Origin of the sequence: Duganella sp. sic0402, assembly GCF_019219065.1 — a bacterium.
Lineage (GTDB): Bacteria > Pseudomonadota > Gammaproteobacteria > Burkholderiales > Burkholderiaceae_D > Rugamonas.
In genome coordinates this window covers 1-19,623 of sequence record NZ_JAHUWK010000013.1, presented here as the reverse complement: position 1 = coordinate 19,623, position 19,623 = coordinate 1, and the positions used below count along the sequence as shown (strand labels likewise).

14 protein-coding genes and 2 rRNA genes are annotated in these 19,623 nt (G+C 62.1%); 5 read left to right on the top strand and 11 right to left on the bottom strand.

Annotated elements, in window-relative coordinates:
- The first annotated feature begins 181 nt into the window (after positions 1-181).
- Positions 182-1,753, top strand: a complete 1,572-nt coding sequence (locus tag KW842_RS23900; RefSeq protein ID WP_218306626.1) for a family 43 glycosylhydrolase — start codon at positions 182-184, stop codon at positions 1,751-1,753.
- On the opposite strand, the gene KW842_RS23895 is transcribed toward KW842_RS23900, so the two are convergent.
- Positions 1,750-3,171 (bottom strand): M20/M25/M40 family metallo-hydrolase, encoded by a 1,422-nt coding sequence (locus KW842_RS23895; protein WP_218306625.1) that lies wholly within the window; start codon positions 3,169-3,171, stop codon positions 1,750-1,752. The genes KW842_RS23900 and KW842_RS23895 overlap by 4 nt on opposite strands.
- Complete coding sequence (locus KW842_RS23890) at positions 3,168-5,000, bottom strand: ABC transporter ATP-binding protein/permease (RefSeq protein ID WP_218306624.1); 1,833 nt, start codon at positions 4,998-5,000, stop codon at positions 3,168-3,170. Before KW842_RS23890 ends, KW842_RS23895 begins: the two co-directional genes overlap by 4 nt.
- Positions 5,001-5,061: 61 nt before the next feature.
- On the opposite strand from KW842_RS23890, the gene KW842_RS23885 reads away from it, so the two are divergent.
- Both KW842_RS23885 and KW842_RS23880 read left to right on the top strand, forming a co-directional pair.
- Positions 5,062-5,511 (top strand): acyl-CoA thioesterase, encoded by a 450-nt coding sequence (locus tag KW842_RS23885; RefSeq protein WP_218306623.1) that lies wholly within the window; start codon positions 5,062-5,064, stop codon positions 5,509-5,511.
- A 28-nt stretch (positions 5,512-5,539) separates the two neighbouring features.
- Positions 5,540-7,123: an alkaline phosphatase gene (locus KW842_RS23880; RefSeq protein WP_218306622.1), complete on the top strand. Its 1,584-nt coding sequence runs from the start codon at positions 5,540-5,542 to the stop codon at positions 7,121-7,123.
- A 23-nt stretch (positions 7,124-7,146) separates the two neighbouring features.
- Here KW842_RS23880 and KW842_RS23875 read toward each other — a convergent pair whose 3' ends face one another.
- The 4 genes from KW842_RS23875 to KW842_RS23860 all read right to left on the bottom strand — a co-directional run bounded on the left by KW842_RS23875 (position 7,147) and on the right by KW842_RS23860 (position 13,890).
- A complete protein-coding gene (locus KW842_RS23875; protein WP_218306621.1) occupies positions 7,147-8,814 on the bottom strand; it encodes a long-chain fatty acid--CoA ligase in 1,668 nt (555 codons plus the stop codon).
- Positions 8,815-8,816: 2 nt separating this feature from the next.
- On the bottom strand, positions 8,817-10,508 hold the full coding sequence (locus KW842_RS23870; RefSeq protein ID WP_218306620.1) for a long-chain-fatty-acid--CoA ligase: 1,692 nt from the start codon (positions 10,506-10,508) through the stop codon (positions 8,817-8,819).
- Positions 10,509-10,674: 166 nt separating this feature from the next.
- Positions 10,675-11,802: an aminopeptidase gene (locus KW842_RS23865; protein WP_218306619.1), complete on the bottom strand. Its 1,128-nt coding sequence runs from the start codon at positions 11,800-11,802 to the stop codon at positions 10,675-10,677.
- 9 nt (positions 11,803-11,811) lie between these two features.
- Positions 11,812-13,890 (bottom strand): molybdopterin-dependent oxidoreductase, encoded by a 2,079-nt coding sequence (locus KW842_RS23860; protein WP_218306618.1) that lies wholly within the window; start codon positions 13,888-13,890, stop codon positions 11,812-11,814.
- Between the two features lie 139 nt (positions 13,891-14,029).
- Between KW842_RS23860 and KW842_RS23855 the strand changes: the two genes are divergently transcribed.
- Positions 14,030-15,226, top strand: coding sequence for a M20 aminoacylase family protein (locus KW842_RS23855; RefSeq protein WP_218306617.1), 1,197 nt, complete (start codon positions 14,030-14,032; stop codon positions 15,224-15,226).
- On the opposite strand, the gene KW842_RS23850 is transcribed toward KW842_RS23855, so the two are convergent.
- A complete protein-coding gene (locus KW842_RS23850) occupies positions 15,218-16,114 on the bottom strand; it encodes an NAD(P)-dependent oxidoreductase (RefSeq protein ID WP_255584412.1) in 897 nt (298 codons plus the stop codon). The genes KW842_RS23855 and KW842_RS23850 overlap by 9 nt on opposite strands.
- 95 nt (positions 16,115-16,209) lie before the next feature.
- On the opposite strand from KW842_RS23850, the gene KW842_RS23845 reads away from it, so the two are divergent.
- Positions 16,210-16,755 (top strand): acyloxyacyl hydrolase, encoded by a 546-nt coding sequence (locus KW842_RS23845; protein ID WP_218306616.1) that lies wholly within the window; start codon positions 16,210-16,212, stop codon positions 16,753-16,755.
- Between the two features lie 33 nt (positions 16,756-16,788).
- On the opposite strand, the gene KW842_RS23840 is transcribed toward KW842_RS23845, so the two are convergent.
- From KW842_RS23840 to KW842_RS23825, 4 genes are all read right to left on the bottom strand, one after another.
- Positions 16,789-17,958, bottom strand: a complete 1,170-nt coding sequence (locus tag KW842_RS23840) for a murein L,D-transpeptidase family protein (protein ID WP_229223873.1) — start codon at positions 17,956-17,958, stop codon at positions 16,789-16,791.
- Positions 17,955-19,130: a tetratricopeptide repeat protein gene (locus KW842_RS27725; protein WP_218306615.1), complete on the bottom strand. Its 1,176-nt coding sequence runs from the start codon at positions 19,128-19,130 to the stop codon at positions 17,955-17,957. The genes KW842_RS23840 and KW842_RS27725 overlap by 4 nt, the downstream gene beginning before the upstream one ends.
- A 151-nt stretch (positions 19,131-19,281) precedes the next feature.
- Positions 19,282-19,394, bottom strand: a 5S ribosomal RNA gene (rrf, locus tag KW842_RS23830).
- 110 nt (positions 19,395-19,504) lie between these two features.
- Positions 19,505-19,623: ribosomal RNA gene (locus KW842_RS23825) — 23S ribosomal RNA — on the bottom strand; the annotation flags it as partial.

The window sequence follows — 19,623 nt, the reverse complement described above, 5'->3', positions numbered from 1 at the left end:
TCCGATGAGAATGGTGTCATCGAAGCTTAGTCCGCGTGCACATGATGCGCTTTGCGGTGGCGCACATCAAGCGGGCGGGGGCGTTGTGCGGAATCGTTATCCGGCTTGGCGGTTTTCGTAATTGCGAGGGAGGAGGGCTTGATGCACCATCGGGGAATAATACTATTCTGATGGAGACGATATGACCGCTTCGCGACGCACGGCGCTGAAGACTTTGTTGGCTGGTGTGGCAGTGGCGCCGCAATTGGCGAACGCAGCCGCTGCTGAACCACCATGGGCGCGCGGCGTCGAAGGCCAGCGCAAGGCCGACCTGGGCAACGGCAGCTTCCTCAACCCCATCCTCGCCGGCGATCACCCCGATCCCACCATCCTCAAGGACGGCGACGATTACTACATGACCTTCTCGTCCTTCCTGTCCTACCCCGGCGTCATCATCTGGCACTCGCAGGACCTGGTGAACTGGCAGCCGATCGGCCCGGCGCTGACCAAGCCGCTGGGCAGCATCTGGGCCATGGACCTGGTCAAGCACAACGGCCGCTACTTCATCTACATCCCGGCCGGCACCAGCATCTACGTCATCTGGGCCGACCACATCAAAGGCCCGTGGAGCGATCCGATTGACCTGAAAATCGAAGGCGCCATCGATCCCGGCCACGCGGTCGGCGAAGACGGCAAGCGCTACCTGTTCGTCAACGGCGTGCGCTGCATCGGCCTGAGCGATGACGGCCTGGCCACAGTCGGCACACTGGAAAAAGTCTACGAACCCTGGCGCTACCCGCAAGACTGGGTGGTGGAGATGTTCGCGCCGGAAGGCCCCAAGCTGCTCAGGCGCGACGGCTGGTTTTATCTGGTGCTGGCGGTCGGCGGCACCTCCGGCCCGCCAACCAGCCACATGGTGATTGCAGCACGCTCACGCTCCATCCACGGCCCTTGGGAAAATCATCCGCAGAATCCCATCGTGCGCACCCAGAGCGCTGGCGAAAAATGGTGGTCGCGCGGCCACGCCACCCTGGTCGAAGGCCCGGCCGGCGACTGGTGGATGGTCTACCACGGCTACGAGAACAGCTACCGCACGCTGGGCCGCCAGTGTCTGCTCGAACCCATCGAATGGACCAAGGACGGCTGGTTCAAAGCCAAAGGCGGCGACCTGTCCGCGCCACTGCCGATGCCGAAAAAAGGCAAAGCCGTGCCGCACAACTTCGCCAAGTCCGACGACTTCCAGAAGCTGAAGTTCGGCGTGCAGTGGAGCTTCTTCAACCCTGGTCCAAACGAAATGCAACGCGTGCAGCACACGCCCGGCAAGCTGGCCATCAAAGGCAAAGGCACATCTCCGGTCGATTCCTCGCCGCTGACCTTCATCGCCGGCGACCGCGCCTACGAAGCCACCATCACGCTCGACATTGGCGCCGATGCGGAAGGCGGCCTGCTACTGCACTACAACGAGCGCGCCTACGTCGGCGTCGGCTTCACGCCAACGCATATGAAGACCTTCGCCCACTCGCACGAGCAAAGCTGGATGCGCGAAAAGATGGACGCCTCCACTGTGCATATCCGCGTCCGGAACGACCGCCACATCGTCACCTTCCACTACTCGCTGGATGGCAAGGAGTGGAAGCAGCATCCATGGCAGATGGAAGTCTCCGGCCTGCACCACAATGTGTTCGGCGGCTTCGCCAGCCTGCAGCCCGGCGTCTACATCGCGGGCACAGGCACGGTGACGATGCGCGACTTCAGATATCGCGCACTGGCTTAAATCTGCTCGGCGTAGATCTTCACCAGCTCGTGCAGGAAAATGCGGCCCTCCATCAGCGACTGCACGCCGATGTACTCATTCAGGCCGTGGATATTGCCCAGGTCCGGCGTCAGGAAAATGCCGCTGATGCCATAGGTCGGAATCCCGGCCGCATTCAGGAACTGGCCGTCGGTGGCGCCGGACTGCAGGATCGGCATCACCGGCACGCCCGGCCACATCTTCTGCGTCAGCTTCTCCACCGGCTCCATGATGGCGCGCGTCAGCGGTGGCGGCGCCGAGTTCTCGCCACGGATCTCCAGCGTCTCCACTTTCACCGCCGGATCGTTGATCGCCTTCACCAGCGCCAGGCGCACCGTCTCCTGCGTCACGCCGGGGAAGATGCGGCAGTTGATATTCGCGCGGGCGCGCTGCGGCAGCGCGTTGGTGGCGTGGCCCGCGTCCAGCATGGTCGCCACACAGGTGGTGTGCAGCATCGCCGCCCAGCTTGGGCTGGCGTCGGACACCAGCTTGACCGCCTTGGCGTCGTCCGGATTCTTCGCCACCACCAGCATCGCGTCGGCAATCTCTTGATGGCCTGCCGCCAGCTGGATCTTCGACATCGCATTCAGATAGCCCTTGCTGCCGTCGGTCAGCTGGATCGGAAATGCATAGCCCTGGATTTTCTCCAGCGCGCCAGCCAGGTGATAGATGGCGTTGTCCTTCACCGGACGCGAGCTATGGCCGCCGCGATTGGTCACTTCCAGCCGATAGTTCTGCGCCACCTTCTCGCCGGCCTGCACCGTCATCGACACGCGCTTGCCTGCCGCGTTCAACTCGCCGCCAGCGCCTTCGTTCAGCGCATAGGCCGCGTCGATCAGCTCACGGCGATGCTTGGTCAGCCACTCGGCGCCGTTGAAGGCGCCGGCAGTCTCCTCGCCGCAAGTCAGCGCCATCTTCAGCGTATGGCGCGGCTTGTAGCCCTCCTGCTTGAAGCGCACCAGCGAATCCGCCCAGATGGCCGCCTGTGCCTTGTCGTCCAGCGCGCCGCGCGCGTAGAACTTGCCGTCCTCCTCGATCAGCGTGAACGGATCGCGTACCCAGTCTTCGCGCTTGGCTTCCACCACATCGATGTGCGCCAGCAGCAGGATGGCTTTCGCCTTCGGATCGCGGCCCGGCAGGATGGCGACCAGGCCGCCCTCTTTCGGATGCGCCGGATCGGCAAACAGGTGCAGGTCGGAATCCGGAAAGCCGGCCGTCTTCAGGCGCGCGGCAATGCGCTCAGCCGCCAGCGTGCAGCTGCCGGACGACAGCGTGGTATTGGTTTCAACCAGCTCCTTGTACAGGGCGCGGAATTGCGGCTCCGTCGGATCAGCGGCATATGCACCCTGCACGCAAGCCAGCATGGCGGTGGCAGCACCCAGCACAAAACGAGACTTCATTGGTCGACTCCTTCGGTTAGTTCTTCATCCGCCCTGGCTTGCTGGCGTTCCCACATTTGAGCATACAGGCCGTCCGCTGCCAATAGCGACTGGTGCGTGCCGCGTTCGACGATGCGGCCGCGATCCAGCACGATGATCTGCTGCGCATCGGCCACGGTAGAGAGGCGGTGCGCGATCACCATGGTGGTGCGGGTGCGCGAGATTTCCTTCAGCTCCGCCTGAATCGCCTGCTCCGCCTTGGAGTCCAGCGCCGATGTGGCCTCGTCGAAGATCAGCACCGCAGGATTCTTCAGCAGCGTGCGCGCAATCGCCACGCGCTGCTTCTCGCCGCCGGACAGCTTCAGGCCACGCTCGCCGACCATGGTCTTATAGCCATCCGGCAGGCTGTCGATAAAGTCGTGGATGGAGGCGGCGCGCGCAGCCGCCACGATCTCCTCGTGCGAGGCGCCCGGCTTGCCGTAGGCGATGTTGTATTCGATGGTGTCGTTGAACAGCACCGTATCCTGCGGCACGATGCCGATCGCGTGGCGCACCGAGTCCTGCGTCAGCGTGCGCAGGTCCTGTCCGTCGATGGTGATGCCGCCTGCATTCACCTCATAGAAGCGGAACAATAACCGCGACAAAGTCGACTTGCCGGAACCGCTGTGTCCCACCACGGCAGTCGTGGTGCCCGGTGCGATGGCGAAGTCCACATCAAACAGGATCTGGCGTTTCGGATCGTAGCTGAAGTCCACGTGGTTGAAGCGCACCTCGGCGCCATGCGTAACCAGCGGCCGCGCTTCCGGCGCGTCGGCGATCTCGCGGTTCTGGTCCAGCAGCGAGAACAGCTTCTCCATATCGGCCAGGCTTTGCTTGATTTCGCGGTAAATCACACCGAGGAAGTTCAGCGGAATGTAAAGCTGAATCATGAAGGCGTTGACCAGCACCAGATCGCCCAAGGTCATCTTGCCGTCGATGACGCCCACCGTCGCGCGCCACAGGATCAGCGTCACGGCTATCGCGATGATCATCGACTGGCCGGTGTTCAGCAGCGACAGCGATGTCTGCGATTTGACGGCCGCGCTTTCATAATGCTGCAAACCCTCGTCGTAGCGCTTGGCCTCATACTCTTCGTTGCCGAAGTACTTCACCGTCTCGTAATTGATCAGTGAATCGATGGCCTTGGTGTTGGCCTTGGAATCCAGCTCATTCATGGTGCGGCGGAAGTGCGTGCGCCAGTTGGTGATAATGATGGTGAAGGTGATGTAGGACGCCAGCGCCACAAAGGTAATCACCGAGAACCAGATGTCGTAGTGCGTAACCAGATAGCCCAGCACCAGCGTGATCTCCACCAGCGTCGGCAGGATGTTAAACAGCGTGTACGAGATCAGCGAGCCGACCGCGCGCGTGCCGCGTTCGATATCGCGCGTCATGCCGCCGGTCTGGCGATTAAGATGGAAGCGTAGCGACAGCGCGTGCAGGTGGCGGAACACCTGCAGCGCGATGGTGCGCACCGCGCGCTGCGTTACGCGCGCAAACAGGAACTCGCGCAGCTCGGTAAACACCGTGGTCGAAACGCGCAGGATGCCATACGCCACCAGCGCGCCGAGCGGCAGCACCAGCAGCGCCTGTGGATGCGACGGCGTGATGGTCAGGGAATCGATGAGCTGCTTCATCACCACCGGCACGCCGACGTTGGCCAGCTTGGCGCCGACCAGGCAGCCCAGTGCCAGCAGCACGCGCCACTTGTAGACCCACAAATAAGGGATCAGCGTTTTGAGGGTGGAAAAATCGCTGCGGGATGAGGCAGTGCTGGCGGGAGCTGGCGGAGAATTCGGATAACGGCGCATGGCGGATAATGGCTTTTTATGGTTCAATCCCGTTAATTGTAGCCCCAGAAGAGATTTTACGATGACCACGCCTCAAACTGCCGCCCCACTCGCCGTCACCACCGTCAATCGCGGCCTGCCTGCCGGGAAAATGCCGGAGCTGCGCATGATGCCGTCGCCGTCCGATGCCAACGTCTACGGTGATGTATTTGGCGGCTGGATCATGGCCCAGGTGGACATTGCCGGCTCGCTGCCAGCCACCCGCCGCGCCAATGGCCGCGTGGCCACCATCGCGGTGAATTCCTTCGTGTTCAAGAACCCGGTCTTCGTCGGCGATTTGCTGTCCTTCTATGCTGATATTGTCAAGGTTGGCAATACCTCCATTACCGTGCAGGTGGAAGTCTACGCCGAGCGCAACCGCCTGCAGGCGGACACCGTGAAGGTGACCGAGGCCACGCTGACCTACGTCGCCACCGACTCCGACCGCAAGCCGCGCAAAGTGCCGCCTATCGAAACACTGCTCCATCCCTGAGCGGCGCAGCCGCTCGCTGAACGGACGCATGGACGAACACCGCCGCATCTTCCTCGCCACCACCAGCCGGCTGTCAGCGCTGAGTGCGGCCGCAGCACTGACCAGCGCCAGCAACGGCGCCATGGCGCGGGAAACAGGCGCTAGCTATCCATTCAGCCTGGGCGTGGCCTCCGGCTCACCGCTGCCCAGCGCGGTAGTCATCTGGACCCGTATCCTGCACGACTCGCTCAATGCCGCCGCCATGCCGTCCATTGCCTTCAGCGTGCGCTGGGAAATGGCGGAGGACGAACAGTTCCGTCGCATCATCGCCAAAGGCACAGCCAGCGCGCCGCCCGAACTGGCGCACAGCGTCCACGTCGACGTCACCGGCTTGCAGCCGGACCGCTGGTACTGGTATCGCTTCATGCTGGGCAACGCCGTCAGCCCGGTCGGCCGCACCCGCACCGCCCCCGCCGCCGGCGCCATGCCGCAGACACTCAAGCTGGCCGTGGCTTCCTGCCAGCACTGGGAATTCGGCACCTATGCCGCGCACCGCCACATCACCGCTGCCGCGCCCGACCTGGTAGCCTTCCTGGGCGATTACATCTACGAGTGGGGACCGTACCAGCTACAGCATCCGAAAAACGCTGTACGCGTCTCTGAAAGCTTCACACTGGCAGACTACCGCGCCCGCTACGCCCAGTACAAATCGGACCTTGACCTGCAAGCCGCGCACCACGCCGCGCCGTGGATCGTCACCTGGGACGACCATGAAGTCGCCAACGACTATGCCGGCGACCGCGACGAGCGCCTCGATCCGCGCTTCATCGACCGCCGCGCCGCAGCCTACCAGGCCTTCTACGAGCACATGCCGCTGCGCACCCGGCCGGGAGACTTCGCGCGCATGCGCATCTACCAGCGCTACGACTGGGGCAGGCTGGCGCGATTCCACGTACTGGACGACCGCCAGTACCGCGCCCACCACGCCTGCCCGCCCAAAACACGCGGCGGCTCCAGCTCAGTGCTGCTGCGCGACTGCCCGGCGCTGGCGGACGCCAGGCGTAGCATGCTGGGCAAGGAACAGGAACAATGGCTGGCGCAGGGCTTATCGGCGTCGCAGGCGCGCTGGAACATTCTGGCCCAGCAAACGCTGATGGCGCAGAACAGCCAGCTGCCGATCCTAAAAGAAGGCGACGGGCGCTTCTGGACCGATGGCTGGGATGGCTATCCGGCGGCACGCCGGCAATTGATGGAAACACTGCACAGCAGCCGCGCCAGCAATCCCTTGGTACTGTCCGGCGACGTGCACAGCTTCTTCGCCAGCGAACTGGCGCGCAATCCATCGCGCCCACGCAGCGCCGCCAATCTGCTGGTGGCCACCGAATTCTGCGGCACCTCGATCACCTCGCCATCGCGCCCGCAGGCGCGCACCGAACAATACCTGCGCATGAATCCCGCGATCAAATACGGCCGCAGCGACAAGCGCGGCTACATGCTGCTCACCATCACCCCAGCCGACACCACCGCCCACTTCCTGGCGCTGGACGACGTTCACAACCACGCCAGCCCGATCGCGCGCGCCGCCGGCTTCGTGGTCCGCAACGGCACGCCGGGCCTAAAAAAAATCGCCTGACTCAGCAGGCGATTTTTTCAACATCAGGCGGCTTTTTCGTCGCGCAACTGGCGTCGCAGGATTTTGCCGACGTTGGTCTTCGGCAGTTCGTCGCGGAATTCGATGTACTTCGGCTTTTTGTAGGCTGTCAGTTCATGCTTGCAGAATTCCAGGATTTGCTCGGAAGTCAGGTTCGGGTCCTTGCGCACCACGAACAGTTTGACTGCCTCGCCGGAATTCTTGTCCGGCACGCCAATACATGCCACTTCCAGCACGCCCGGATGCGACGCCACCACGTCTTCCACTTCATTCGGATAGACGTTGAAGCCCGACACAATGATCATGTCCTTCTTGCGGTCGACGATCTTGGTGTAGCCATGCTGGTCCATCACGCCCACGTCGCCGGTTTTGAAGAAGCCGTCGGCCGTCATCGATTTCGCGGTTTCGTCCGGACGCTTCCAGTAGCCGGCCATCACCTGCGGGCCACGGATGGCGATTTCGCCGGTCGAGCCCAGCGGCAGTTCCTTGCCGTCGTCGTCCAGGATCGCTACTTCGGTCGATGGAATCGGCAGGCCTATCGTGCCGGTAAATTCCTTGATGTCCACCCGGTTGGCGGTCGCCACCGGCGAGGTTTCGGACAGGCCATAACCCTCGATGATCGGCGTGCCCGTCACTTTCAGCCAGCGTTCGGCCACGCCCTTCTGTACCGCCATGCCGCCGCCGTTGCACAGCTTGTAGGACGAGAAGTCCAGCTTGGCGAAGTCGGCATTGTTCAGCAGCGCGTTGTACAGCGTGTTCACCGCCGGCAGCACCGTCACTTTGTACTTGGCCAGCTCTTTCACAAAACCAGGAATGTCGCGCGGATTTGGAATCAGCAGGCTCAGGCCACCCATGCGGATGCTCATGAAGCCACTGATGGTCAGCGAGTAGATGTGATACAGCGGCAGCGCGCTGACAAACACCATCTGCTCGTCGCTGCTCTTCATTTGCAGCCAGGCTTCGTTCTGCAAGACGTTGGCGATCACGTTACGGTGCAGCAGGATCGCGCCCTTGGACACGCCGGTGGTGCCGCCGGTGTATTGCAGGAAGGCGATATCGTCATGGCCTTGCTTGACCGGTTGCAGCGTCTTGCCCGTGCCTTCCGACAGCACCTGCTTGAACGACACCGAACCCGGCAGCGAGAACGCCGGCACCATCTTCTTCACATTGCGCACCACGAAATTGACGATGAAGCCTTTCAGGCCGCCCAGCATATCGCCCATGGTGGCGACCACCACATGCTTGACCGAAGTTTGCGCCAGCACCTGCTGCACGGTAGTGGCAAAATTCTCCAGCACGAAGATGGCTTCGGCGCCTGAATCGGTCAGCTGGTGTTGCAGCTCGCGCGGCGTGTACAGCGGATTGACGTTGACCACGGTGTAGCCGGCACGCAGGATGCCTGCCATGATCACCGGATATTGCAGCACGTTAGGCAGCATGATGGCCACGCGCGCGCCCGGTTGCAGACCTTTGGCCTGCAGCCAGGCGCCGATTTTTTGCGACAGTTGATCCAGCTCGCCGTAGGTCAGGAATTTATCCATGCACACGAAAGCGTTGCGGTCCGCGTACTTGCGGAAGGACTCCTCCATCAGATGCGTGACCGAGCGGAACTGGGTGCTGTCAATCTCCGCCGGTACGCCGTCCGGGTACGACTTGAGCCAAATCTTTTCCATCTTTATGCAGCCTTTTTCTTCTCGCCGACAGGTTCGTCACGCAGCATGCGTCGCAGAATCTTGCCGACATTGGTTTTTGGTAGTTCCTCTCGGAACTCAATGTATTTCGGCTTTTTATAGCCGGTGAATTGTTCTTTGCAATAGGCCATCAGCGCCTCTTGCGTCAGGTTCGGGTCCTTGCGCACCACGAACACCTTGACCGCCTCGCCCGAATGCTCGTCCGGCACGCCGATCGCCGCGCATTCCAGCACACCAGGGTGGGCGGCAATCACGCCTTCCAGTTCGTTCGGATAGACGTTGAAGCCGGACACCAGAATCATGTCCTTCTTGCGGTCGACGATCTTCACGAAGCCGTTGGCGTCCATCACACCCACGTCGCCGGATTTGAAGTAGCCGTCGGCGGTCATCACCTTGGCCGTTTCGTCCGGGCGGTTCCAGTAGCCGCTCATCACCTGCGGACCACGGATGGCGATCTCGCCGGCGGTGCCGAGCGGGACTTCATTGCCGTCGTCATCCAGAATGGCGATGTCGGTCGATGGCACCGGCAGGCCGATGGTGCCGGTGAATTCCTTGTTGTCGGCGCGGTTGCACGTGGCCACCGGCGAAGTCTCGGACAAGCCGTAACCCTCAATGATAGACACCCCGGTCGCCTTCAGCCAGCGGTCGTTGACCGCCTGCTGCACCGCCATGCCGCCGCCGTTGCAAATCTTCAGTCCCGAAAAGTCCAGCTTGGCAAACTCAGGATGGTTCAGCAGCGCGTTGTACAGCGTGTTCACCGCCGGGAACATATTGAATTTGTACTTCGCCAGCTCCTTGACGAAGCCGCCGATGTCGCGCGGATTCGGTATCAGGATGTTCAGCGCACCGACCCGCGTGCCCCACATCGCGCAGCAAGTCAGCGCGAAGATGTGGTACAGCGGCAGCGCGCAGACAATCACCACCTGCTCGCTCGATCCGCCCAGCGCCGGATGCGACCACGCCTCGCTTTGCAGCAGGTTGGCGACGATGTTCTGGTGCGTCAGCGTCGCGCCTTTCGACACGCCGGTGGTGCCGCCGGTATATTGCAGGAAGGCCGGATCATTGTACTGCCGCTCGACCGGCGTCAGCTTCATCGCGCCGCCCTGCGACAGCGCATCCTTGAAGCGCACCGCGTTCGGCAGCGAGAACGCCGGCACCAGCTTCTTCACGCTGCGCACCACGAAATTCACCAGCATGCCTTTCAGGCCGCCAAGCATCTCGCCCATGCTGCCCACCACGATATGCTTGATCTGGGTCTTGCCCAGCACCTGTTCCAGCGTAGTGGCGAAGTTTTCCAGGATGAAGATCGCCTCGGCGCCCGAGTCGTTCAGCTGATGCTCCAGCTCGCGCGGCGTGTACAGCGGATTGACGTTGACCACCGTGTAGCCGGCGCGCAGGATCGCCGCAATCGCGATCGGATACTGCAGCACGTTCGGCATCATGATGGCCACGCGCGCGCCCGGCTTCAGGCCGGTGCTTTGCAGCCAGGCGCCCAGGCGCTTGGAATAGGCGTCAACGTCGGCATAGGTGAGGAACTTGTCCATGCACACATACGCATTGCGGTCGGCATACTTGTGGAAAGACTCTTCCAGCAACTGCACCAACGAACGGTACTGACTCGTATCCACGTCCGTCGGCATGCCCGGCGGGTACGACTTCAACCAGATTTTCTCCATCCTGTGCCTCTTGTCTCGAATAATTATCGTTGTAAGGCCGGCGCACAGGGCCGGTCAGGGAAGCTTGCTGATGATGCGATGCTATCGGGCAGCACGCCCGTACGCAAGCGCATTTAACCATAATTAGAACAGAGGTTCTAACGGCTTTTCATGCGGCAACGCAACATCAATCCGCGCCTTCGGAGCCTGGTAGCGCTTCCTTGCCGCTCTCCGCATTGAGCATTGCTGGCTGACTCAATAGCGCCAACTGCTGCTGGCGTTGAGCTGTATCAAGACTGGCTATCTTTTGCACCGCACCATAAAAACGCACGAACGTTCGCTCTTGCTTCAGCACGGCCCGGAAGGCGGGCAGATAATCATGGTAGGTTCCCACCGCCGACAGGTGGGCGTTGGTCAGCGGTTCGGCAAACCAGCGGTCGTAACCGGCGTAGCCGCCCCAGCTTTGCTTGAGTTTTTCGTAATCGGACTTCAGATGCTTGAAGATGCGCGCCTTCTCGGCACGCTTGTGGCGCGTGCTGGTCTTGCTGGCGTACAGGTCGGACAGCATGCCGCGATGCCGCACCAGCAGCGCCAGAAAATCCTGGCGGCGCGCGTTGTAGCGGATATAGGCCTCGCGCATCGCGTCCGTGCCATACAGCTCCAGCCAGCGCGCCACGCCGGCCTCCTCCACCGCCGTAGCGAAGCCTTCGTTGAACTGCGAGTCGCCCGGCACATACACCACCTGGTGCGCCAGTTCGTGGAACACCATGCGCGCCAGTTCGGCGTCGGAGTAGTTGATGAAGGTGGACAGCAGCGGGTCGCTGAACCAGCCCAGCGTGGAATAGGCGGGCACGCCGCCTATCTGCACGTCGTTGCCCTCGGCGCGCAGTTCCTCGGCGTAGGCGGTGGCGTCCTCCTTGCTGTAGTAGCCGCGATAGCTGACGCAGCCGGCGATCGGGAAGCACCACTGGATCGGCCGCAGCGACAGCTCCGGCGTCGCCACCACATTCCACAGCACGAAGGGGCGCGATAGCGCGGCGTAGTTTTTGTAGCTGGCGTTATCCGGCAGGCCCAGTTCCTTGACCGCGAACTTGCGTATCAACAGGGCTTTTTCCAGCCGCGCGCGCAACTGCGGGTCGGTGGCCGGATCGCCCAGCCAGTCGTCGATCGGGCGCGCTTCCGACCACAGCGAATACTGCCCCTGTGCGGCCTGCATGTAGTACTTGAATTGCGCGCAACCGGCCAGCATCGCCGCCGCGCACGCCGGCGCCAGCCAGAACCTGGCGCGGAGCATTTGGCGTGCAATATTGCGCATACATCACCTTCAGGTAGCAACCCTCTCGACCTGAACCAGTGTATCGTAAAAAGTCGGTGCGCGGCCCATATCCGTCAACTGTTGGCTGGTCACCTCATTGGCGTTTTTGCCATCCGTGGCGAGCTTTTTCCACCAGACTGACAAGCCGACAACGAGGCCGGCGCGCGCCTTGTCGGTCACGCGCGCCTTGGCCACGAAGGAGCCACGGTCATTGAAGATGCGCACCATCTCGCCGTTGGCGATGCCGCGCGCAGCGCTGTCGTCCGGATGGATGTCCAGGTGCGGCTCGCCTTCCGCCGAACGCAGGCTCTTGACGTTGACGAAGGTGGAGTTGAGGAAGTTGCGCGCCGGCGGCGAGATCATCGCCAGCGGATAGCGCTGCGCCAGCTCCGGATTGCTGGCCACCGATTCATACGGCGGCACATAGGCCGGCAGCGGATCGAGTCCATCCTTCTCCATCTGCGCGGAATAAAACTCGCACTTGCCGGACGGCGTGGGGAAGCCGCCTTGCGCGAACGGCGCGGCCGGCATATTCAGTTTCTGCCAGCCCTTCTGCTTCAGCGCGTCCCAGTCGAAGCCGACGGCGCGCACGTCCTGCGCGTTGAAGGCCATGGCCGCCAGCTGGTCGTCCGTGTCTTTGAAGCAGTCGTCGTCAAAGCCCATGCGCGCCGCCAGCAGGCGGAAGATTTCGGTATTGGCCCTGGCCTCGCCGAGCGGCTTGACGGCGGCGTTATTCGCCATCATGTACAGGTGGCCGTAGGAGGTGTGCGCGTCAATGTGCTCCAGCTGCGTGGTGGCCGGCAGCACGATGTCGGCATAGTCGGCGGTGTCGGTCTGGAAGTGTTCCAGCACCACGGTGAACAGGTCTTCGCGCAGGAAGCCGCGCATCACCTTGTCCGAATCCGGCGCAATCGCCAGCGGGTTCGAGTTGTAGACGATGACGGCCTCCACCGCCGGCCCGAACTGCGGCGACGTTGGCCGCAACAGGTCATCACCGATGGTGGTCATATTGATGGTGCGCGGGATTTTCTTCAGCAGGTCGGTGCGCTGCAGCCATGGCTTGTTGGTCGGGAAGGAGCCGCTGGACGACAGCTGCACGCCGCCGGCCGCATGGCGCCACGCGCCCACCAGCGCTGGCAGGCAGGCGATATTGCGCACAGCCATGCCGCCGCCGCGCACGCGCTGCACGCCGTAGTTGGTGCGGATCGCCACCGGCTCGCCGGCCTTGGCCATGCCGCCGTACAGGCGCGCCAGGTCCAGCACTTCCTGCGCAGTGATGCCGCAGGTTTCAGCGGTGCGCTCCGGCGTCCATTCCTGCGCGCGCTGTTTCAACTGCTCGAAGCCCAGCGTGTACTGTGTGATGTAGTCGTGGTCCAGAAATTCTTCCTTGATCAGCACATGCATCAGCCCCAAGGCCAGCGCCGCGTCGGTGCCCGGCAGCAGCGCGATATGCTGATGGCACTTCTCCGCCGTCAGCGAGCGGTACGGGTCGATGGCGATCAGCTTGGCGCCATTGCGCTTGGCTTCCTGCGCACGGGTCCAGAAGTGCAGATTGGAGGCGATCGGATTGCCGCCCCAGATGATCAGCAGCTTGGCGTTCTGGAACTGCTCCATGTCAGTGCCGACCGACGCGCCCACGGTGTACTTGTAGCCGGTGAACCCGGCTGTCGCGCAGATGGTGCGGTCCAGCAGCGAGGCGCCGATCTTGTTGAAGAAGCGCGACGACATCGACTCGCCCTGGATCAGGCCCATGGTGCCGCAGTAGCTGTACGGCAGGATCGCTTCCGGCGCACGTTCGGCGATAGGCTTCAGCCGCGCTGCGATGGTGTCCAGCGCTTCCTCCCAGCTGATGCGCTCGAACTTGCCCTCGCCCTTCTTGCCGACCCGCTTCAGCGGATACAGCAAGCGGTCTGCGTGATAAGTGCGTTCGGTATAGCGCGACACTTTGGTGCACAGCACGCCGGCCGTGGTCGGATGGTCGGGGTCGCCCTTGACCGCGGTGGCGACGCCGTCTTCCACCGTCACCAGCAATGCGCAGGTATCGGGGCAGTCGAGCGGGCAGGCTGCGCGGACTTGTGTGCTTGTCATGTCTGAAATCCAAAGAAGCTAATGCTAAAAACGGTATCGTAAACCATTGCGCCCGCTCTGGCTTAACTCAGCATACAAGGGCTACAATGGCTGTTCTCGATGCTTAAAAAGCAAGCGAACAGAATATTGGAGAAGCAGCATGAAACTGGTAGATCCCATCATTGCATTTCAATCCGAAATTCAACAGATACGGCGCGACCTGCACGCCCACCCGGAACTCTGCTACGAAGAAAAACGCACATCCGACGTGGTCGCTGCCAAGCTGACCGAGTGGGGCATTCCCGTGATACGCGGCCTGGGCATCACCGGCGTGGTCGGCGTGATCAAGAACGGTACCTCGGCGCGCGCCATCGGCCTGCGCGCCGACATGGACGCCCTGCCCATGCAGGAAATCAATACCTTCGCCCACGCCTCGCGCCATCCCGGCAAGATGCACGCCTGCGGCCATGACGGCCACACCGCCATGCTGCTGGGCGCGGCCAAGCACCTGGCGGACAACCGCAATTTCGACGGCACGGTCTACCTGATCTTCCAGCCCGCCGAAGAAGGCGGCGCCGGTGCCAGGCGCATGATCGAGGACGGCCTGTTCGAGCAGTGCCCGATGGACGCCATCTACGGCATGCACAACTGGCCTGGCATTCCAGCCGGCCATATGAGCGTGACGCCGGGACCGCAAATGGCCTCCAGCAACGAATTCTATGTGACGGTGAAGGGCAAGGGCGGCCATGCTGCACAGCCGCACAAGTGCATCGACCCGGTCATCATCGGCATGCAGATCGCGCAGAGCTGGCAGACCATCGTCAGCCGCCGCACCAATCCGATCGATACCGCCGTGCTGTCGCTGACGCAGTTCCACGCCGGCACCGCCACCAACGTGATTCCCGACGAAGCCAAGCTGGCCGGCACCGTGCGCACGCTGTCCGGCAAGGTGCTGGACATGATCGAGAAGCAGATGGAGGAAGTGGCGGTGAATACGGCCGCCGCGCTCGGCGCGGAAGTGGAGTTCAAATTCCGCCGCAACTACCCGCCGCTGGTCAACCATCCGGAGGCAACCCGCTTCGCGGTCGAGGTGATGAAAAGCGTGGTCGGCGCCGACAAGGTGGACGACAAGGTCGAGCCGTCGATGGCAGCGGAGGACTTCGCTTACTTCCTGCAAGCCAGGCCGGGCTGCTACATCTTCATCGGCAATGGCGAAGGCGATCACCGCGATGGCGGCCATGGCCTCGGCCCATGCGTGCTGCACAATGGCAGCTACGACTTCAACGATAACCTGCTGCCGGTCGGCGCCAGTTTCTGGGTCAAGCTGGTGGAAGCCAGCCTGCCGCCGTCAGCCTAATTGGTCCGGGGCGGCGCCAACGCGCTGCCCCGGATTCAGCTGCTCCAGTCCGATCAGCGCGGCCGCGTGGTCGGCCTGCGGTATTGTCTTCGCCAGCGTCATATAGCGCGCCGTCACCAGCTCCGTCAGCGGCAAAACAATGCCAGCCGCTTGCGCCGCCGCCAGAATGTTGCGCTGGTCCTTGAGCTGCGTGGCGACCTTGCCGCCGGCGACAAAATTCCGCTCCAGCATGCGCTGACCGTGCACCTCCAATATCTTCGACTCGGCAAAGCCGCCGCGTATGGCCGCGCGCATCGCCGCCGGATCGGCACCCGCTGCCTGCGCCAGCAGCATCGCTTCCGCCACGATATTAATCGTGGCGCCGACGATCAGCTGATTGCACAGCTTGGCCACCTGCCCGCTGCCAGCCGGGCCCACTAGCGTGGCGCGCCCCATCGCGGCCAGCATTGGTTCGGCCGCGGCGAAATCTTCCGCGCTGCCGCCCGCCATGATGGCCAGCGTGCCGGCCGCCGCACCGCCAACACCGCCGGACACCGGTGCATCGATAAAGCGCCTGCCCTGCGCTGTCAACAGCGCATGGAAGGACTGCGCCTCCGCCTGCTGTGTCGAGCTCATGTCTATCCATAGCGCGCCTGGCGACAAGGCCGGCAAGGCCGCTTGCAGCACCAGCTGCACCGTGGGTCCGGCCTCCAGCATGGAGATCACCATCTGCGCGCCATTGACGGCTTGCGCCAGCTCCGCCACCGGACGTGCGCCAGCCTCGCCCAGCAGCTGCGCCTTGGCGTGGGTACGGTTCCAGACCGTGACCTGGTGGCCGGCCGCCAGCAGCCGGCGCGCCATCGGATCTCCCATCAAGCCGATGCCGAGAAAAGTAATTTGCGTGGACAATTGCGCTCCTGAATATTTTCGAGAACCCCGGTACAATCACGGGTTAGCCGTATAACACATTTAGATACAGCACTCCCCAACATTGCAAGGATACTATGTTCACTAAAAAAATGATGGCGGTTGCAGCCGCCCTGGTGGTCGCACAAAGCGCTTTCGCCGATGACAAGCTGATCGACTCCGTCTCGCTCGACGTAGGCGCCGGCGAACACGTCCAAATGGTGCGCTTCAACGCCGCCAAGGATTGGGACACCAAATGGTTCCAGTCGAACGGCACCCACCTGAGCGGCTACTGGGAAGCCAGCACCGGCATCTGGCGCGAAAACCGCTACATGAACCAGGTTGGCCAGGAACGCAAACTGTGGGACATCGGCTTCACCCCGGTATTCCGCTTCCAGAATGACAACAAGAAGGGCATGTACTACGAAGGCGGCATCGGCGTGCACATGCTGTCCAAGCTATACAACAATAGCGACAACCGTCTGGGCACCCACTTCCAGTTCGGCGACCACATCGCAACTGGCTATGTCTTCGACAACAACTGGGAAGTGGCACTGAAGCTGCAACACTTCTCGAACGGCGGCTACAAGAAGCCGAACTCGGGTGTGAACTTCGTCGAACTCAAAGCGGCGTACCACTTCTAAGTACAAAGCCCCTCACGGGGCTTTTTTTATACGCTACACATTGGTTTCGGCGACGATCTTCCAGCCTTTGCCTTCCCTGGCCCAGTACTGCTTCTTGCGCACCGCATGGCGGAACTTGCCGACCACCGTCTGCTGGGTGAAACTGCTGACGATCATCTCTTCCTGGCTGGGCTGGCGGAAATAGCTGGTGTCGCTCACGGTAACGCTGACCTTTTTAGCGCCGGGCAGGAATTGATTCTTGGCCAGCCACGCCGTTACATCGTCATCCGTGGCCGACTTGAACTTCGCTGAATACAGCGATTTCATACCGCCATCATCGCGCTTTTCCATCTCAACGCGCCAGCTTTCCACCAGCGCGGCGGCTTGCCGCAGATCCTGGTCCAGCTGGGCTTTGCTGACAAACTCCACCTGGTCACCGATCAGGATAGGCGTCTTGCCAATTTCCACCGTACGGGTCAGGAACTTCAGGTCATCATTGCTGACCACTACGCAGCCATCGGTCGACAGCGGCGGGCGGCTGAAGGTTTCCGGCGGCGTGCCATGCACCCAGATGCCAGAACCGCCACGCCCCTGTACCTTGTCCCAGTCGTTCGGATAATCCAGCGGCAGCGCACCCTTGCCGTACATATCAGGCAGCTTGACGCCCGGCAGGCGGCCGACGATGTAATACACGCCCACCGGCGTGCGCATATCGCCTTCTTTCAGCTTGTTGATGCCCAGCTTGCCCTGGCTGACGTAAAAGTCCTGCATCAAACGCAGGCCGCCGTTGCGGTTCTCGTACAGATACAGGCGCGAGTGCTTGGCGTCGACAATCAGCGCATGCCGCTGCTCCTTGCGCATCTGCAGCAGCGCGCGCGGCAGCAGCGCCGGCGCCGGACGTTCGGCGCTCAGCCGCACCGCCGCTTCACGGCGCAGGTCGGACAGCTTGGATTCGGAACCCGGCGGCACGGCCGCACCCAGATTGCCCACCGCGCGCGTATGCATCAGCAGGATATCGCCACGGATCAGGTGCCCGAGACGGAAGTTGGGATAGGCCTCGACCAGCGCATCCGCCTTCTGCTGCGCCGTGTCCAGGTCCTGTTTGGCAAGGTGCGCGTAGATGTCGCTTAACTGCTCTTCCGGATTCTTTGCGGCATAGCTGAACGCGCCGCCCAGCATGCTAAGCAGGAGAACAGCGTTGATCGCTTTCAGGCGCGCCTTCAATTGGATACTTCCTGCTTGATTTGCCATTTGCCGCCGTTTTTGACCAGTTGCAGGGTCTTGCGGCTGCGCGCGGTCAGACGATCGGAGGTGTAGGTCTGGCGGAAAGTGACTTTGGCGTTATTGCCGTTGACCGTCACCTCGGGCGACGCCACTTCCACGCGGATGTGGCCTTTGCCCTCAATGCGGGCGCGGCGCTCATCCGCCCAGGCCTTGCGCGTCATGCCTTTTGGCGGCTCGAATTGCGGGCTGTAGTAAGCCAGATAGGCGTCAACCTTCTGCGCGGCCCAGGCCTTGGCCCAGCCATTGACCTGCGCCAGCACGGCGTCGCGTTCAGAAGTATCCGGCTTGGCCGCCAGCACAGGCGCAGCAGCCAAAGGCGCCGGTGCGGGAATAGGAGCAGGCGCGGCGGCAGCCTTGACAGGCGCTGGCACGGGAGCCGGTGCCGCCGCAGGCGCAGCAACGACCTTGACAGGCGCCGACGCCGGCGCCGCAGCGATTTTGGCGGGCGCGGGAGCTGGTGCGGGTGCCGGCAGAGGAGCGGACGTGTTGGCCACCTTGGCGGGCGTTGACAGCGGGGCAGACGCCAGCACTGGCGCCGGGGACGTCACAGGCGCTGGCTTGGCTTGCAATGGAAGCGTTACCGCAGCCGCCGCGACTTTAGGCGCAGTCGCTGGCGAAAAGCTGCGCAGCAAAGTCAGGTTGGACTTGGCCGGCGCGGTATTGGTCCCCAGAGCAAGCGCCTTGTCATACGCCTGGCTGGCCATCTTGCCGTAAATATCGCCAAGGTTTTCATAGGCAGTCTGATAGCTCGGATTGGTGCGCAGTGCCTTCTCCAGCACGGCGCGCGCCTTATCGTACTGCCCCTGCCCCGCATACAGCACCGCCAGATTGTTATACGGCTCCGGCAGGTCCTTGTAGTCTTCCGTCAGCCTGGTGAAAACCGCGATCGCCTCGTCAGGCTTGTTCTGCTCGGTCAGCAGCACGCCTTTGGCGAAACGCATCTGCGCATCGGCCGGGTGCTTGCTCAAATACTCATTGGCTTTATTGAGCGCTTCGACGACTTTGCCGGCCTTGGCCAGCTTGTTAACGTCCGCTACCTCATCGGCGTGGGCGGTGGCTCCAACCACCAACGCCAATGTGAAGTACAGCATTGTTTGGGCTGTGAATTTCATTGAAATGTGATGCTTCAGCTGCGAAAGTCGAGATGGTACACCTTTCGTTTCCACAGATCAAAAAACTCACCAAAACTCTCAGCAATTCTGTTGCGCCAAACGCAAAAAGGCCCGCACGGATAAACCGGCGAGCCTCTTTGACTTATAACTAGCTTGACGATAACCTACTTTCACACTGGTTGCAGCACTATCATCGGCGTAGAGTCGTTTCACGGTCCTGTTCGGGATGGGAAGGGGTGGGACCGACTTACTATGGTCATCAAGCTTTGACTTGTAGGCAGCGCCGCTGTTCTGAGCGGCACTGCGCAATCGGGAAGAAGTAAAGTGGGGGTATTAACTCATCAAGAGTAAATGCGTATAACCGTCAAGGTTATAGGGACAAGCCGTACGGGCAATTAGTATCAGTTAGCTTAATGCATTACTGCACTTCCACACCTGACCTATCAACGTCCTGGTCTCGAACGACCCTTCAAAGAGCTCAAGGCTCTGGGAA